General features: G+C 60.4%; 14 protein-coding genes and 1 pseudogene. 4 read left to right on the top strand and 11 right to left on the bottom strand.

The features are described from left to right. The first annotated feature begins 348 nt into the window (after nucleotides 1-348). Nucleotides 349-1311 (top strand): cell wall hydrolase, encoded by a 963-nt coding sequence (locus C1M53_RS13230; protein ID WP_245488540.1) that lies wholly within the window; start codon nucleotides 349-351, stop codon nucleotides 1309-1311. A gap of 195 nt (nucleotides 1312-1506) precedes the next feature. Further along, nucleotides 1507-1950 carry a D-aminoacyl-tRNA deacylase gene (gene dtd, locus C1M53_RS13225; RefSeq protein WP_129412662.1) on the top strand — a complete coding sequence of 148 codons (444 nt, stop codon included), beginning with the start codon at nucleotides 1507-1509 and terminating at the stop codon, nucleotides 1948-1950. Between the two features lie 306 nt (nucleotides 1951-2256). Here dtd and C1M53_RS13220 read toward each other — a convergent pair whose 3' ends face one another. Then, the gene (locus tag C1M53_RS13220) at nucleotides 2257-2913 is read right to left on the bottom strand and encodes a TetR/AcrR family transcriptional regulator (RefSeq protein WP_129412661.1); all 657 of its coding nucleotides are present in this window, start codon (nucleotides 2911-2913) and stop codon (nucleotides 2257-2259) included. A 73-nt stretch (nucleotides 2914-2986) separates the two neighbouring features. Between C1M53_RS13220 and C1M53_RS13215 the strand changes: the two genes are divergently transcribed. Continuing rightward, entirely contained in the window at nucleotides 2987-3718 is a 732-nt protein-coding gene (locus tag C1M53_RS13215; protein ID WP_129412660.1) for an SDR family oxidoreductase, read from the top strand. A gap of 124 nt (nucleotides 3719-3842) precedes the next feature. On the opposite strand, the gene C1M53_RS13210 is transcribed toward C1M53_RS13215, so the two are convergent. The 8 genes and pseudogenes from C1M53_RS13210 to C1M53_RS13175 all read right to left on the bottom strand — a co-directional run bounded on the left by C1M53_RS13210 (nucleotide 3843) and on the right by C1M53_RS13175 (nucleotide 14351). Next, complete coding sequence (locus C1M53_RS13210; protein WP_129412659.1) at nucleotides 3843-4103, bottom strand: DUF2312 domain-containing protein; 261 nt, start codon at nucleotides 4101-4103, stop codon at nucleotides 3843-3845. A 224-nt stretch (nucleotides 4104-4327) separates the two neighbouring features. Beyond that, a pseudogene (gene pyc, locus C1M53_RS13205) lies at nucleotides 4328-7785 on the bottom strand (pyruvate carboxylase). A gap of 300 nt (nucleotides 7786-8085) precedes the next feature. After that, nucleotides 8086-9207 carry a branched-chain amino acid ABC transporter substrate-binding protein gene (locus tag C1M53_RS13200; RefSeq protein ID WP_129412658.1) on the bottom strand — a complete coding sequence of 374 codons (1122 nt, stop codon included), beginning with the start codon at nucleotides 9205-9207 and terminating at the stop codon, nucleotides 8086-8088. A gap of 136 nt (nucleotides 9208-9343) precedes the next feature. Then, nucleotides 9344-9691, bottom strand: a complete 348-nt coding sequence (locus C1M53_RS13195) for a DUF6867 family protein (protein WP_129412657.1) — start codon at nucleotides 9689-9691, stop codon at nucleotides 9344-9346. Nucleotides 9692-9705: 14 nt separating this feature from the next. Next, on the bottom strand, nucleotides 9706-10434 hold the full coding sequence (locus C1M53_RS13190) for an ABC transporter ATP-binding protein (RefSeq protein WP_129412656.1): 729 nt from the start codon (nucleotides 10432-10434) through the stop codon (nucleotides 9706-9708). After that, the gene (locus C1M53_RS13185; protein WP_129412655.1) at nucleotides 10434-12050 is read right to left on the bottom strand and encodes an ATP-binding cassette domain-containing protein; all 1617 of its coding nucleotides are present in this window, start codon (nucleotides 12048-12050) and stop codon (nucleotides 10434-10436) included. Before C1M53_RS13185 ends, C1M53_RS13190 begins: the two co-directional genes overlap by 1 nt. Beyond that, complete coding sequence (gene livM, locus C1M53_RS13180; RefSeq protein ID WP_129412654.1) at nucleotides 12050-13444, bottom strand: high-affinity branched-chain amino acid ABC transporter permease LivM; 1395 nt, start codon at nucleotides 13442-13444, stop codon at nucleotides 12050-12052. Before livM ends, C1M53_RS13185 begins: the two co-directional genes overlap by 1 nt. Nucleotides 13445-13448: 4 nt before the next feature. Next, a complete protein-coding gene (locus tag C1M53_RS13175) occupies nucleotides 13449-14351 on the bottom strand; it encodes a branched-chain amino acid ABC transporter permease LivH (RefSeq protein ID WP_129412653.1) in 903 nt (300 codons plus the stop codon). An 897-nt stretch (nucleotides 14352-15248) separates the two neighbouring features. On the opposite strand from C1M53_RS13175, the gene C1M53_RS13170 reads away from it, so the two are divergent. Continuing rightward, nucleotides 15249-15908, top strand: coding sequence for a GntR family transcriptional regulator (locus C1M53_RS13170; RefSeq protein ID WP_281040934.1), 660 nt, complete (start codon nucleotides 15249-15251; stop codon nucleotides 15906-15908). Nucleotides 15909-15920: 12 nt separating this feature from the next. Here C1M53_RS13170 and C1M53_RS13165 read toward each other — a convergent pair whose 3' ends face one another. Next, complete coding sequence (locus tag C1M53_RS13165) at nucleotides 15921-16238, bottom strand: hypothetical protein (RefSeq protein ID WP_245488539.1); 318 nt, start codon at nucleotides 16236-16238, stop codon at nucleotides 15921-15923. A 188-nt stretch (nucleotides 16239-16426) separates the two neighbouring features. Further along, nucleotides 16427-17017: a hypothetical protein gene (locus C1M53_RS13160; RefSeq protein ID WP_129412652.1), complete on the bottom strand. Its 591-nt coding sequence runs from the start codon at nucleotides 17015-17017 to the stop codon at nucleotides 16427-16429. Nucleotides 17018-17086: the final 69 nt, after the last annotated feature.

Here is a 17086-nt window from a genome sequence, read left to right as displayed (position 1 = left end):
CGCCCTTTGGCGAAATCGAAGAGTGGCAATCAACCGCAGTGCATTTGGTGCAGATTTCGCTTTGAAGCAGTCTTCGAACGGAGAAAACGCCTGTGTCGCTCGATCACGTCAGCCGGACGGAAAGCCTGGACATCGCAAGGAGCCGATCCACGCGGAACAGACTTTTCCTCGCGGCGCTGCTCGTTTTTGTCGGCGCAGTGTTCATCGGCAGCTTCATGCACCTTCGAACCGAATTGTCGGCAGCCGCAAGCCCCGTCTCCAACTCGCCCATCACGCTCAAGTGAATTGTCGTTAGGACGGCATTAGGGTTAACGAACCATTCTCCCTGACAATCTTGGAGACTTTGGTTTGTCGCGATCGCCCGGCCCGCGCTTGCGCCGCTTCTTCGCTCGAAGCCTGCGTATACCGACGGTTGGCCTTGCATGTTTTGCAACGCTTGGATTTGCTGTGCCGGCCAGTTCGCCACATATTCTTGCCGCTGAGAATCCGATATCGGGTACGCAAGACAAGTGCTCACACCTCTGGGGATTGCGGCTGGGTTCAATCGGGCCCCTGGATCAATTCTCGCGCTCGGCGGTCGAACCGAAAAAGGCGAGATTGCCGTCGGTGCCGAAGGCTCAGGAAAAGCGTGGCCGCGTCACGGCATCCAGCAAGCGCGCCGAGCGTCATAGATCGCAATACGACAGGCTTGTTGGGGTTCCAGCCACTCTCGCCGACCTCGTGAACAACGATGGCGCGGACATCCTTGCCAGTGCTTATACCCCCAATGACGCATTTCACGATGCGCGCAATCCTTTCGACCGCCTGCTGGAGTCAGGCGATACCTCCGGGCGCTTCGTCCCCCCAGCCGCGGGAGGCGATCACCCATGGATAAAAACAGCTCTCCCAGCGGAGGTCTTCTCGGCGCCCGAACAGAAGTGCCTCGCGATAGCCATCTATTTTGAAGCCCGTGGAGAAGAACTCAAAGGTCAGGCAGCAGTCGCCCAGGTAATCCTCAATCGCGTCAGGAACCCCGCGTATCCCGATACGGTCTGCGATGTTGTCTATCAGAATCAAGACTTGCCCAACCGGTGTCAGTTTTCGTTTGCCTGCGACGGCATCGCTGACGTGGTGACCGATCGTCGCGCGTTTCAATTGGCAGAACAGATCGCGATGGCGGTAACCGCCGGCAAGATTTTCCTGTCGGACGTAGCGTCGTCGACCCACTACAACGCGACCTATGTTTCCCCTTCCTGGTCACGCTCGATGGAGCGCATGACCCAGATCGGTTCCCATATCTTTTATAGGACTTTCGGTGGCGGCTGGAGCTGAGATCGACACCACCAGACCCAGTCCGTACAATTTTGGTATCGCTTCAGCCAGTCACCATAGGCTGCAACCGTTGCGGTTGACCGCATTCGATGTTTGGCGCACTCCATTGATTGAATTCGACCGAACGAGAAAAAACTGCGGGCAACGTGGGCTATTTTTCCCGGGCGGTCTCGTCCGTCGTTGCAAGGGTCTTTCATGCGAGCGCTCATCCAACGTGTCTCATCGGCATCCGTCACGACCCAAACAGGTGTCGCCGGCCAGATCGACAACGGCCTCCTCATCTTGGTCTGCGCAATGCGAGACGACACCGAAAAGGAAAGCGACTGGCTCGCACGCAAGATCGCCAACCTGCGTATTTTCAGAGACGACGCGGGCCGGATGAACCGATCGCTGATCGAAGTCGGCGGAGCTGCCCTTGTCGTCAGCCAGTTCACGCTGGCAGCCGAGACGAAGGGAAATCGCCCCGGCTTTAGTACCGCAGCGCCACCGGAAGAAGCGCAGCATCTGTACGAGGACTTCTCGAACCGAATCCGGTCGCTCGGCGTTGCCGTTCAGAACGGTGTCTTCGGTGCCGATATGAAAGTTGCGCTGGTAAACGATGGACCGGTCACGATCTGGCTCGACACGCAAACGCGCTAGCCGTCGAGGGCCGTGCACTCGGTCCAGTCGCGCGACATGTCCAAGCAGTGTGCGCGTTCTACGCTCTGAATGCACAAAACGTGGTCGTCGGCGGCAGGTCAAATTGTCCCTCTCCGAACGTGACGTGGTGGTTGCCTGCTTCGGTATCCTGCGATGTGCGATGGCCGGCTCTGCGACGATCGTCTTGGTCTTCAGGTGAAGAGGTACGAGTCGAAAGAGCATTAAAAGCCGTCAAGAGGACCGGATCGCGGACACCCGACGGTCGGTGGGTTTGCCTGGCTCGAAAAGGCGAGCCAACCTATGCGCCTAAACCGACCGCGGATTTCCCGTTGCGCGATGCGCTGCCATCGCCAGATAGGCAAGGCACATCGAGAGGAGTTCCTGGCGAATATCCGTCTGTTGGTTTGCGGATAAGTTCCGCTCGAAAACATTTCTGACGGTCCCGAAAATCACCGACAGAAGGGTCGTGTTAACCAGGGCAATGTCGGCATAGACAGCATCGGGAGCGCTGCCGAGCATCGTGCTGGTCGCAGTCTCCACACGAAGCGCAAATGCCTCGATCAGAGCTTCGTTGTCGAGCTCAACCGCCGATCGATACAGGGCACGTGTGACGTCGGATCGCTTGGTTTTTGCCCGCCAATAGGTCGTGATGAGCGCTTCGACCATATGGGTTGTGGCGGTACCGTGCTTCTCTTGGCAGGTCTTTTCCACCGCCGCAGCCACGATATCCAGATAACGCTCATTCAACCCATAGAGCAGTGCCTGCTTGTGAGGAAAATATTGATACATCGTGCCAACGGAAACCCCCGCTCGCTCGGCTACCCGGGTCGTTGTCAGCCGATGTAGTCCCTCCCTCAGCAAAACCTGAATGGTCGCCTCGAAAATTGCGTCCAGAGTGACGGCTGCACGCGTCTGGCGTGGCCTTTTCCGCGGGCTTAGGTGACGAGGTGGGGTTGTAGCCAAAAGCGAATCCTCAACGTGAAGGATCCTTCATATATTTGGCATCAATCTTGATCAGGTCAACAAGGAAGACCTTATGGTGAACAATCAACGGATAGCGCTGGTTACCGGTGCGAACAAAGGTATCGGGCGGGAAATTGCCCGTCAGTTGATCGAAGCCGGCGTTTTCGTATTGATCGGAGCCCGCGATCTGGAGCGTGGTAAAAGAACCGCCGCCGATTTGTCTTCAACGGGGCATTCCGTCGAAAGTATTGAGCTCGATCTGACCGACGAGACGACCATCACGGCTGCCGCCGACCATATCAATGAGAAGTACGGCCGACTGGATATTCTGGTGAACAACGCCGGTATCGTCGATGCCGCGGACGGCCCACCGAGCACAGCTTCGACTACATCCGCACGCCGACTGGTCGAAACGAACTTTATCGGCACTCTGGCCGTCACCCAGGCAATGCTACCCTTACTGCGCAGGTCACGTGCGGGACGGATCGTCAACCTGGCTTCGGCGCTTGGATCGCTTGCGATAAACAGCGATGCATCGTCGCCGTACTACTCGGCGCGGCTGATTGGCTACAACGCCTCGAAGGCGGCGCTCAACATGCTGACGGTGCAGTTGGCGGCAGAACTCAAGGATACGGCGATTGTCGTGAACTCGGTGGCTCCCGGATATGTGAAGACCGACCTGACCGGACATACGGGCTTCATGACACCGGAGGAAGGGGCAAAGCTTCCAGTCGAGTATGCGCTGCTTGGTGACGAGGCCGTTTCCGGCCGCTTCGTCGAGCCGGATGGAAGCACGCCCTGGTGACAGCCATCGTAGGCGGCCACCGATACGGCCTGGCAATTCTTGTCCGCTGGCTGCCCGTCGGCTTCAATCAGAAGAGCCGCTTGTTGCGGCTCTTCTGATTGTCAAAATAGATGCGATGGACGGATCAGACCATGCCGAGCGCGGCCTTGTAGAGGTCGAGGATCGATTCCTCTTCCTGCCGTTCGGCCTGGTCCTGCTTGCGCAGGCGCACGATCGCGCGGATTGCCTTGGTGTCGAAGCCGGTGCCCTTGGCTTCCGCATAGACATCCTTGATGTCGTCGGCGATCGTCTTCTTTTCTTCCTCGAGACGCTCGATGCGCTCGATGAGAGCCCGCAACTGGCCGGCGGCTACAGTCTGGCTGGTCTCGGTGATTTCGTCGGCCATAATGGTCTCCATTCTTCTTCAGCGGCCACGACTCGGGCAAGCGGCAGCCGGTTTTCCGGCCGGTTCGATGCCCGACCGGGCCTGACAGGTCAAGGCCTGATTGTCAGCAATGGCAAAGCGCGTCGAGGCGGATCAGGCGACGCGCTTTATCTCTTTTGTTGTCATGCATGCCGTTCGCCCAAAACCGCTCCGCATTTTTGGGCGTCATGCATCGGGCTGACGCGTCAGCCGAACACCACCAGAAGATCCTTGGCGTCGATCTGGTCGCCTGCTTTCACCAGCACCTCGGCAACGACGCCATCACGCTCTGCATGCAGTGCCGTTTCCATTTTCATCGCTTCGATGGAGAGCAGCACGTCGCCCGCCTTGACGCTCTGGCCGGCAGAAATCGACACGCCCGATACGACGCCGGGCATCGGCGCGCCGAGATGCGAATCGTTGCCGGCTTCGGCCTTCGGCCTCGCCTTGCCGTTCGAAGCGCCATGCGCCCGGTCCGGCACCTTGACGCGGCGCGGCTGCCCGTTGAGCTCGAAGAAGACGGTGACCATGCCTTTTTCGTCGGTGTCGCCGACCGCGAGGCAGCGGATGACCAGCGTCTTGCCCTTCTCGATGTCGACGAAAACCTCGTCCTCCGGCTTCATGCCGTAGAAGTAGGTTGGCGTCGGCAACACGCTGACCGGACCATAGGTTTCCTGGGCGGCAGCGAAATCGGAGAACACCTTCGGATACATCAGCCAGGAAGCGAACTCGTTCTCGGGCAGCTTGCGACCGAGCTTTTCCTCGATCTCCTTGCGGCTCTTCTTCAGGTCGGCCGGCTTGAGCAGTGAGCCAGGGCGCACGGTGATCGGCTTGTCGCCTTTCAGCGCCTTCTTCTGCAGGGCCTCGGGCCAGCCCCCAGGCGACTGGCCGAGATCGCCGCGCAGCATCGAAACGACGGAATCCGGGAAAGCGATATCCTTGGCCGGGTTCTCGACATCGGCCACCGTGAGGTCCTGGCTGACCATCATCAGCGCCATGTCGCCGACGACCTTCGAAGACGGTGTCACCTTGACGATATCGCCGAACATCAGGTTGACGTCATGATAGGCCTGCGCCACCTCGTGCCAGCGCGTTTCCAGCCCAAGCGAGCGCGCCTGTTCCTTGAGGTTGGTGAATTGCCCGCCGGGCATCTCGTGCAGATAGACCTCCGAGGCCGGTCCCTTGAGGTCGCTCTCGAAGGCGGCATACTGGTTGCGCACCGCTTCCCAATAGAACGAGATCTTGCGAATCCACTTCGGGTCGAGACCTGGGTCGCGGTCGGTACCCTTCAGTGCCTCGACGACGGAACCCAGGCAAGGCTGCGAGGTGTTGCCGGAGAAGGCGTCCATGGCGGCGTCGATGGCGTCGACGCCGCTCTCCACTGCCGCCAGCACGGTTGCGGCCGACAGGCCGGAGGTGTCGTGCGTATGGAAATGGATCGGCAGATCGGTCGCTTCGCGCAGCGCCTTGAACAACACACGGGCGGCCGCCGGCTTCAGCAGGCCGGCCATGTCCTTGACGGCAATGATATGAGCGCCCGCCGCTTCCAGGTCCTTGGCCAGGCCGACATAGTAGTTCAGGCTGTATTTGGCCCTGTTCGGATCGAGGATGTCGCCGGTATAGCACATCGCCGCTTCGATCAGCTTGCCCTCGGCACCGACCGCGTCCATGGCGACGCGCATGTTCTCGACCCAGTTCAGGCAGTCGAAGACACGGAACAGGTCAATGCCACCTTCCGCGGCCTGCTTGACGAAATGCTGCACCACATTGTCGGGGTAGTTGGTGTAGCCGACGCCGTTGGCACCGCGCAGCAGCATCTGCAGCAGGATGTTCGGCGCCCTCTCGCGCACCAGCGACAAGCGCTCCCACGGATCCTCGGTCAGGAAGCGCATGGCCACGTCGAAGGTGGCGCCGCCCCAGCATTCGAGCGACAGGAGCTGCGGCAGGGCACGCGCATAGGTTCCCGCGATGCGGGCAATGTCGTGCGTGCGCATGCGTGTCGCCAGCAATGACTGATGGCCGTCGCGCATGGTCGTATCGGTGACCAGAACCTGGCTTTGCGCCCGCATCCATCTGGCGAAGCCTTCGGGGCCAAGCTGGTCGAGCTTCTGCTTGCTGCCGTCGGGGATCGGAGCGGTGAACCACGGGATCACCGGCGCAGCCGCATCCGGGTTGGGCTTCGGTCGGCCACGCGTCTCGGGATGGCCGTTGACGGTCACGTCGGCCAGGTAGTTGAGCAGCTTGGTGGCGCGGTCCTGGCGCTTGACCTGCGCGAACAGTTCCGGCGTCGAATCGATGAACTTCGTCGTGTAGGAGTTGTCGGCGAAGCTCGGGTGATTGATGATCGCTTCGAGAAACGTCAGATTGGTCGCCACACCGCGAATGCGGAACTCGCGCAAGGCGCGGTTCATGCGCGAGATCGCCTCATCCGAGGTCGGCGCCCAGGCCGTGACCTTCTCGACAGCGGATCGTAGTAGCGGGTGATGACCGCGCCGGAATAGGCCGTGCCGCCGTCGAGCCGGATGCCGAAGCCGGTGGCGCCGCGATAGGCGGTGATGCGGCCATAGTCGGGAATGAAGTTCTGCTCTGGGTCCTCGGTCGTGATGCGGCACTGCAGGGCATGGCCGTTCAGCCGGATATCCTTCTGCGCCGGCACGCCCGATTCCGGCGTGCCGATGGCGAAGCCGTCGAGGATGTGGATCTGCGCCTTGACGATATCGATGCCGGTCACCTGTTCGGTGACGGTATGCTCCACCTGGATACGCGGATTGACCTCGATGAAGTAGAACTTGCCGCTATCGGCATCCTGCAGGAATTCGACCGTGCCGGCACCGATGTAGCTGGTCTCGTTGGCGATCTTCAGCGCATAACCGCAAAGCTCCTGCCGCAGCTCATTGCTGAGATAGGGTGCCGGCGCGCGCTCCACGACCTTCTGGTTGCGCCGTTGGATCGAGCAGTCGCGCTCGAACAGATGGACAGCGTTGCGATGCGTGTCGCCGAGGATCTGCACCTCGACATGGCGAGCCCGCTCGATCAGCTTTTCGAGATAGACTTCATCCTTGCCGAAAGCTGCCTTGGCTTCGCGCTTGCCCTCCGTCACCTCACGGATGAGGTCGGCTTCGCTGCGGATTGCGCGCATGCCGCGCCCGCCGCCTCCCCAGGAGGCTTTCAGCATCACCGGATAGCCGATCGCCTTGGCCTGCTTCTTGATTTCCTCGGCATCCTCCGGCAGCGGATCGGTAGCCGGTACAACGGGCACGCCGACCTCGATGGCGAGGTTGCGCGCCGCCACCTTGTTGCCGAGACGACGCATCGTTTCCGGCTTCGGGCCGATGAAGGTGATGCCGTTTTCCACGCAGGCTTCGGCGAATTCCGGACTTTCGGACAAAAGGCCGTAGCCGGGGTGGATGGCATCGGCCCCGGAGAGCTTGGCGACCCGGATCACCTCATCGATCGAAAGGTAACTTTCGATCGGACCCATGTCCTTGGCGAGCCAGGGGCCGCGACCGACCTGGTAGCTTTCATCGGCCTTGAAGCGATGCAGCGAGTATTTGTCTTCTTCCGCCCAGATCGCCACCGTTTTGAGCCCCAGCTCGTTCGCCGCGCGAAACACGCGGATGGCGATCTCGGAACGGTTGGCGACAAGAATCTTCGTGATTGCCAAGTGGGATGCTCCAAAATCGGAAACGCTCTAGGGAAGAAAGGCGGGCGCATGATTAGCGGGAAAATGCTGCAGTGCAACTAAAATAAGCACTCTTCCAAAATGAATACGGATCAGGCAGCAGAGGTGCTGAAAAACAGGAAAGCGGTCGAAAATTCCGCTACGTCATCCAGGTCAAGGAACGCGAGATAATCGTACCCGCAAAAGGACCCGGACCGGGTGGTTTTCTGAACAAGTCAAAACCGGAAAAGAAAATGCCCGGCGCCTGGCGCCGGGCATTTTCATGAGCAACTGAACCGGAGATCAGTCGACCTTCGGCACGTAGGTGTACTTGCCGTCGTCGCCCTTCTTCCAGATGTACATCACGTAGCCCGGAAGCTTGGGGTCGCCCTTTTCGTCATAGGAGAGTTCGCCGAGAACGGTCTTGAACGGACCCTTCTCATGCAGAGCCTTGGCGACTTCCTTGGGATCGTTCGACTTGGCAGCAGCTGCTGCCTGAGCGATCACCTGCACTGAGGCATAGGAGTACAGCGTGTAGGCTTCCGGCTCGAAGCCCTGGGCGCGGAACTTCGCAACCAGGTCGTTGTTGGCCGGGTTGAGGCGAGGATCGGCGCCGAAGGTGTTCAGCGTGCCTGCCACTGCATCGCCCGCGATCGAAGCCAGCTCGTTCGAGACGATGCCGTCACCCGACATCAGAGGTGCCTTCAGGCCCTGGTCGGTCGACTGGCGGATGATCAGGCCGGCCTCGGTGTGCAGGCCGCCCCAGTAGATCAGGGTGACGCCGGCTTCCTTCATCTTGGCGATCAGAGCGGAGAAGTCCTTGTCGCCGACGTTGACGCCTTCATACATGACTTCCTTGACGCCCGCGGCATTCATCGCCTTCTTGGTTTCGTCAGCGAGGCCCTGGCCATAAGGGGTCTTGTCGTGGATGACCGCGATCTTGCCATCCTTGAAGTTCTTGGCGATGTAGGCGCCGGCGATGCCGCCCTGCTGGTCGTCACGGCCGCAGGTGCGGAACACGTTCCACAGGCCGCGTTCGGTGAAGACCGGGTTGGTGGCAGCAGGCGTCACTTCGACGATACCGTTCTCGGCATACACTTCCGAGGCCGGGATCGACACGCCCGAGTTGAAGTGGCCGACCACGAACTTGACACCGTCGGCGACGAACTTGTTGGCAACCGAAATACCCTGCTTCGGATCGGAGACGTCGTCGCCGACCGAAAGCTTGACCTGCTCGCCATTGATACCACCGGCCGCATTGATCTCGGCGATGGCCATTTCTGCACCCTTCTGCAGCTGCGCACCGAAGGCAGCATTGGGGCCAGTGATCGGGGCACCAACGGCAATCTGAAGGTCAGCCCACGCGCTGCCGCTGAACGCGAGCAGCGCGGTCAGGGCCACGGCGGACAAAAGTGATTTTTTCATTGAAACGCTCCCATTTACCGGGCGGGCGAGGATAGAGTTTTCACGCGATGCCCACCCCAATCGCAGAAAACGTACTTTGCCTCATTTTAAGGCCTTGTCACGCCGATTCTTGTTCGAAGCGCGTGAGTCAAAAACATCAGCCTTTCGCCTTCCAGCTGAGCGGCGAAACCTTTTCGTATAGCCAGCTATACTGCGACACCATTTGGTTGGTGCGGGTATACTGGTAGCCGAGAAAAGCCAGCACCATCAGCACGATCGTGTCGACGACATAGAACTGCAGCGTGAACATCGTGCCCTCGAAAAGAGCGTGATGGATGAACCGCACGCCAAGCCCCAGGCCCAGAATGTAGACGAACAGCATCGGCCGCGTCCGCCATGTCTGCGCACAGGCCCTGCCTGTCATCCAGGCTGCCCATCCGCCCAACAGGCAGGTGACGAAGAAGAACTGCCAGACGGAGGCTTCTTCATAGATGATGCCTTGCATGATGAAGACCCCCCTTAGTGATGTCCGCCTTCGAGATAGGCGGCGCGGACTTCCGGATTGGCGAGCAGGTCCTTGCCGCTGCCGCTCATGGTGACATTGCCGTTCACCATGACATAGCCACGCGTGGCGAGCTTCAGCGCGCCGAAGGCGTTCTGCTCGACCAGGAATACCGTCAATCCCTGCGTGCGGTTGAGCTCGCGAATAGCGTCGAAGATCTGCTTGACGATCAGCGGCGCAAGACCGAGCGATGGTTCATCCAGCAAAAGCAGTTTCGGCCGCGCCATCAACGCGCGCCCGATCGACAGCATCTGCTGCTCGCCACCCGACAGGGTGCCGCCGCGCTGGCTGATACGCTCCTTGAGGCGGGGGAACAGGGTGAAGACCTTCTCGACGTCCTCGCTGTAATATTTGAGGTTGTCGAGGCTGGCGCCCATCTGCAGGTTTTCCATCACCGTCATGCGCGGGAAGATGCGTCGGCCTTCCGGCGACTGCGCGATGCGCAGCCTGGCGATCTCATGCGTCGGCATCTGCGTGATGTCGGTGCCGGCGAAGGTGATCGTTCCGGTCCGCGCCCGCGGTGCGCCGAAGACGGTCATCATCAGCGTCGACTTGCCGGCACCGTTGGCACCGATCAAAGCGACGATCTCGCCCTCGTTGACGCTGACATTGACGCCGTTCAGCGCGCGGATGTTGCCGTAGTAGGTGTGGACGCCCTTGATATCGAGCAGCGGTGCACCGGCCATCACTTACGTCCTCCGCGCTTGGCCGCTGCGGACTTTGCCGACGCATGGCTGGTTGGCACATCGCCCGCATCGACGCGACGCGAGAACTCCGTTTCGCTGCCCTTGGCGAGCAGTTTTGCCTGGCCGATCCAGTCTTCGCGGGCAATGCGCCCGTCAAAGGCGAGATAGGCTTCCGCCGCGACGACGTCGGCCTTCTTCCAGGCAGCGATCTGGTCGAAATGATATATGCCGTGGTCGTTCAGCTTCTTTTCGTTGACCGAGCCGACGCCCTTGATGCGGGTCAGGTTGTCGGCCTTGCCGCCGCGCGGTGCCGAGAGACGGTTGGATATACCGGCTGCCGGTTTCGCCGCAGCAGCCGGCTTGGCCGCCGGCGCTTTTGCTGACTTGGCTGCAGGTGCTGCTGCAGTCGCTTTTGCCGACGCTGCAGGTTTCGTGGTCTTGGCTGCAGGTGTGGCTGCGACAGCCATCGACTTCGCGGCCTCTGGCCTGGCAGCGGTCTTCCCGCCGACCTTGCCTGCGGATTTCGCTGAACCGGCACTTTTCGCCGGCTTGCCTCTGGATGCCTTGGCACTCGCCGCAGCAGCTTCCGAGGCGACATTGGCCCGTGCCTCCACCAGCGCGGCCTTCGATGCCCCCTTGGAAACGGTCACCCGCTCGCCTTCGACATGGTCGATCGTCTCGCTGATCGGACCGGCCATCATCGAAGCGGATGTGCCTGGCCCATGCGCGGTATCGGGGTGCGCCTCGAGCTGTTCGATGATGTTCTCATCGCCGACGTCGGTGAGCACGGTCTCGACCTCTTCGTCGTCGACGCCGAGATAGGCGGCGATGACCTTGGGATCGGAGCGCACAAAAGCCGGATCGCCATCGGAGATCTTGCGGCCATACTCCAGCACCACGATGTGATCGGAAATCTGCATCACCACCGACATGTCGTGCTCGATGAGCAGGATCGACGTGCCGGTGCTGTTCTTGATGTCCAGAAGCAGATCGTTGAGCGCCAGCGATTCCTTCGGATTGAGACCGGCTGCGGGTTCGTCGAGGCAGAGCAGTTCCGGACCGGTGCACATGGCACGGGCGATCTCGAGGCGGCGCTGTGCGCCATAGGGCAGGTCGCCGGCGGGATCGTCGGCGCGATCCATGAGGTCGGCCTTTTCAAGCCAGTGCTTGGCCAGTTCGACCGATTCACCCGACACGCGGCGGTAATTGCCGAGGCCGAGCAGGCCGACGATCGTATAGCCCGACGCCTTCATCAGCTTGTTGTGCTGGGCGACCAGCAGGTTTTCCAGAACCGTCATGCCCGAAAACAGGCGGATGTTCTGGAAGGTGCGGGCGACCTTTGCCTTGGCGGTGATCTGGAAGTCCGGCATGCGTTCGAGCAGGAATTCCGAACCACCGTGACCGGTGAAGCGTATCATGCCCTCGGTCGGCTTGTAGAAACCGGTGATGCAATTGAACACCGTCGTCTTGCCGGCGCCGTTCGGACCGATCAGCGCGGTGATCTCGCCGCGCCGGGCCTCGAAGGACAGATCGCCGATGGCGACCAGGCCGCCGAATTTCATCGACAGGTGCTCGACCTGAAGAAGCGTCTTGTTCATGGCGGAGCTCGCATCCATCAGCCGTGTCCTTCCTTGGTGAAGGAACTTGAAACCGCTTTTCGTTCCTTGAGGAACGCGGTCGGTTCGCGACTGCCGACGAAGCCGCGTGGCTTCCACAACATGACGATGACCATGGCCATGCCGAACAGGAGCATGCGGTAGAGTTCAGGTGTGAAGTCCGGCCCGAACACCACTTTGAGGAAATCCAGTTCACGCAGGATCTCGGTGCCGCCGATCATCACGACCGCAGCGACCGCGATGCCGCCGAGCGAACCCATGCCACCCAGCACCACGATCGCCAGGATGATAGCCGATTCGATGAAGACGAAGGATTCCGGCGATACGAAGCCTTGCCGGGCGGCGAAGAAGGAGCCAGCGAACCCGCCGAACATTGCGCCGGTGGCAAAAGCCGTGAGCTTGGTGGTGGTGGTGTTGATGCCGAGCGAGCGGCAGGCGATCTCATCCTCGCGCAAGGCTTCCCACGCACGCCCCACCGGCATGCGGCGCAGCCGGATGGTGACGAAGGCCGTGACCAGCGCCATGGCCAGGATGAGATAGTACAGGAAGATCTTGTAGTAGGCGCCCGACTGGGCAATGCCCAGCACCTTGGCGATGTAGTTCGGGTCCGACACGTTGAACGACATCAGGCCGAAGAACGAAACCTTGGGGATGCCGGAAATACCGGCAGCACCATTCGTGACCTCGCGCCAATTGATCAGCACGAGGCGGATGATTTCGCCGAAGGCCAGCGTAACGATGGCAAGATAGTCACCGCGCAGACGCAGGACCGGGAAGCCAAGCAGGATGCCCCAGAAGGCAGCCATGATGCCGGCGGCGGGCAGCAGGATCCAGAACGACAGCCCGTAATGCGTGCCGAGCAGCGCGTAGGCATAGGCGCCAACCGCATAAAAGGCGACATAACCGAGGTCGAGCAGGCCGGCGAGGCCGACGACGATGTTCAGGCCCCATGCCAGCATCACGTAGATCAGGATCTGGATGCCGAAATTGTCGACCCATTTCAGGGAGCTCTGGAACCCGACCAGCGACACCACCAGGATGGGATAGAGCACCAGAGCGGCAATGCCGAGTGAGTTGAAATTGCGGCGAACGAACCCTGGCTCGGCGGCAGCGGCGGGCGCAGCCGCTTTCTCCGCCTTGGCGCGCTCCATCGCCGGTATGGCGAAGGCCACGTAGAGGAACCGGCCGAGCGCGGTAATGCCCACCACGATAGCAAGCAGCCCCCAGCGCTGGATGAGCACCAGTTCGTTGCGGATGTTCTGGTCGGTCCTCAGGCCAATGAGCAGAACGAAAAGCCCAAATGCGACGAGGCCGGCATAGATTGCCTCGCGGAAAGCACGAGCCATCGGATTGGCGACTGTATCGCCCGTGTTGTTGGAAACGGTAACGGCCATGGGGTCAGACCTTTTCGACTTCTGGCCGGCCGAGGATGCCGGAAGGCAGGAAGATCAGCACGATCGCCAGGATCGAGAAGGCGGCGACGTCCTTGTAGTCGATGGAGAAATAGGCCGACCACATGCTCTCGATGAAGCCGATCAGCAGACCACCGAGCACTGCACCCGGCAACGAGCCGATGCCACCGAGCACGGCCGCCGTGAAGGCTTTCACGCCAGGCACGAAACCATCGGAGAAGGAGACGACGCCGTAATACATCAGGAACAGCGTGCCGGCGACGGCGGCAAGCGCAGCACCCATGATGAAGGTGATGGAGATGGTGCGATCGACATCGATGCCGAGCAGCGCCGCCATCTTGCGGTCCTGCTCGCAGGCGCGCTGGGCGCGGCCAAGTGCGGTCTTGTTGACGAGATACCAGAACAGCGCCAGCAGCACCGCCGTGACCACCACGATGATGATCTGCTTCAGCGAAATGGAGATGCCGCCGACGTTATAGACCTGGCTGACCATCGGCGGGATCGGCTTGTTGCGCGGCCCCTGCGTGACCTGCACGAAATTGGAGAGGGCGATCGACATGCCAATGGCAGTGATCAGCGGGGCAAGGCGGAAGGAACCGCGCAACGGGCGATAGGCGACCTTCTCGATCGTCCAGTTGTAGAGACTGGTCAGCAGCATCGCGACGATCATCATGATCAGGAGCGCGATGACCACCGGCACCGAGGCGAACATGGCGCCAAGGATCAGGAACACGATCAGCGCGGTGAACGCCCCGACCATGAAGATATCGCCATGGGCGAAGTTGATCATGCCGATGATGCCGTAGACCATCGTGTAGCCGATCGCGATGAGCCCATAAATGGACCCGAGCGTCAGCCCGTTCACAAGCTGCTGAACGAAATACTGCATATTCCCGAGGCTCCCCTGAGACGTCGCCTGCCCTGGCGCGCCTCTCTCGTAATTTCCCCTAGTCGTAAGGTCTCAAACCCAGATTGCAACGGCATTTTTCTATCGTCTGGCGCGTGTTCCAGCGCGCCTCGCGACTGCCTTATTATCGTTGCCCGGTTCGTGGACTACGGCGGACCGTATCATTGGCACAAAGCAATGTCTTTGCCGATTCCGAATTAGTTTGCACCGATTTTCGAAGTTTCGGTCTTCAAAATCGGTTGAGAAGACGAATCCTTGCGTGTTTTAGAGCCCTCACTTTTCCTCCTTGTTCGCCGACAAATCCATTTGGGAAACCTTAGTTGGCGATGAAGCGGCACGCGAGCGCATCGCGGTCATCGACGAAAGTCATATTCGACCCCCTGATGAGCGCCCGACTTCCACTGGAAGCGGACCCGCCGGCCAATACCGCCTTCGCCATCTGCGCCCCTGAGCAATGCTCCGGCGCTTGATTCGCGGACGAAACCATCGTCGGTCTTCAGCACACCCTTGGGCGAACCACACCATGGCACCGAGTTGCCTGTGCCCGCGCCCCGCCGTCCCGGCTAAGGCGGACACCCGCCTTCCTCTGCGGGCAGGAACGGCTTTTATCGACAGTCTTCGCCGGTTCGATTTGCGCGCCAGGTGAGAAAGCAAGCCAAGCACCAGAGTGCCCTCGGGCGCTCTACGGTCAAACAGGATCACGCACCTTGTCCGCCATGAATTTTGCTGAGGACAGTCCGAAATCCGAGCCTGTCGCGCAGGCACTTTGTCTTGATATATCACTGATATATCTCTTATGAATGCCTTGTGTCAGCTGGCTTTGCCGGCTTGATATATCAAGAGTATATCTTATTCGGACGACGCATCTTGAACACAAACGTGCCTGTAACGGAACGCGGCGAAACCGCTGAATCGGCGAGCGCCAAAGCCTATCGTGTGCTCGAAAAAATGATCGTCACGCTCGAACTCGCTCCCGGCAGTGTGACCACTGAAAGAGCCCTGATCGAAAAAACGTCGCTCGGTCGCACCCCTGTCCGAGAGGCGATCCAGCGCCTCGCCTGGGAGGGGCTTGTTGCGATCCGTTCCCGCGCCGGTCTCGAAATCGCCCCACTCCATGCAGGCGACTGGCTGAAGGTGCTCGATGCACGCCGAGGCACCGAAATCATTCTCGCACGCTCGGCCGCCCGTTTCGCCACACCGGAAATCGTAGCCCGCCTGCAAGCAACTGCGCTCGCCATTCACAGCGCGGTCGTCAGCAGCGATGTCGTCGGATACCTCGAAGCGGAAAAATCACTCGATGACTCGATAGCGCTCGCCGCAGACAATCAATTCGCCGCCCGGCTCATTGTGCCCCTGCAGATACACAGCCGCCGTTTCTGGTTCCGTTTCCAAAGCGGCACCGGCCTCGCCGAAGTGGCCGGCAATCACGTCACACTGATCCGCGCCATCCTGGAACGAGATCAGGATTCGGCCGCGGCAGAAGCCGACAGGTTGATGGCGCTGCTGTGCCTGCATGCCCAGGCCGCCGCGATGCGGTGACACGAAACGCCCTCAACTGTCGCGCTCCCTCACATCGGCCATCGGTGTATTTTCCCACCCCTCACCTGCGCCCACGATACAGGTCCGACCGCTCACATCGGTCATCAGCACCGTCCAGGTACCGGCCGTGGAAACATAGAGCTCGACAACGGCGACCTGGCCAACGAGGCCGTAGCCGATCCGATGCTCATGGAAGAGCTGATCAAGTCTGGCAACGATGACATCGCGCATGCCGCAACCGATTTGCGCCTCCGCTTGCCGCGGCAGAAACGCCATCACCACGGCAACCGCCGCCAGCGTCACCCGTCGAAAAGCAGGATAGCGTGCCATCTGGCACCTCCTTCGCCCATACGCGTCGGCAAAGGGAGGCACATGGGCAGCCTCAGTATACCGGCACGCTCAGGGCTGGATGCGGCGACCTCATCGCGTCGCTCCTTCCGGTTTCGCGTTCAGCCCCGGCTTATTGCGGGGCCCTGAAGAAGATGTGGTGGCTGCCCTGAGCAAAACAAGCGTCGACCTCACGAGTTCTGACACGCCGGAAGCCTTGCGATGGCATCGTTGCCGAGAAGTTCGCGCAAATTGATCGCCGTTGTGAGCGGAAAGAACTTTTCGCCCGGCTTGACGCGCATGTAAATCGCCGCGGTCAATGACCCGTCACGGGTGGCTCCGGCACGGCAACCACCTTTTATGGTTACGGAAATGCTGCCTTTTCCGTCGCGCCGGCCTGTCTCCCGATAGGCACGGGCTTTTGCCAGTCCGGCGGCCAGCCGATCCACGTCCTTCGCTGCCACCCTGGCCTGCTGGATGTGTTCGAAACTCGGACTGGCCACGACGCCTGGTGTTTTGCCGCCATCGACGATTTCGAGCGGCACCACTTCGTGAACGGATCCAGCGGGCGCGGACACCTGCAGCGAAAAATCCAGCACGACATCACCGGTACGCAGCTTAAGCGCTGCAGGCATTACCGCCGCGATGGCGAGAACCTCCGGATCAGCTGACAATGGATCAAGGGCGGCAAGTTTGAAAAGTGCCGAAGGCGCTACGGAGGCACAGCCGGCAACGGCCAGGGCCGCAACCAATATGCAGCCATGCGAGATTTGCTTGAACATGAGATCGATCCAAATTTGACAACCAATAATTATTGTTTTACGATAATAAATGCAACCAAGAAATTAAGG

Origin of the sequence: Mesorhizobium sp. Pch-S (assembly GCF_004136315.1) — a bacterium.
In the GTDB taxonomy this organism is placed as follows: domain Bacteria; phylum Pseudomonadota; class Alphaproteobacteria; order Rhizobiales; family Rhizobiaceae; genus Mesorhizobium.
The sequence above is the reverse complement of the archived record's forward strand: the minus strand, read 5'-3'. Positions and strand labels throughout refer to the sequence as shown.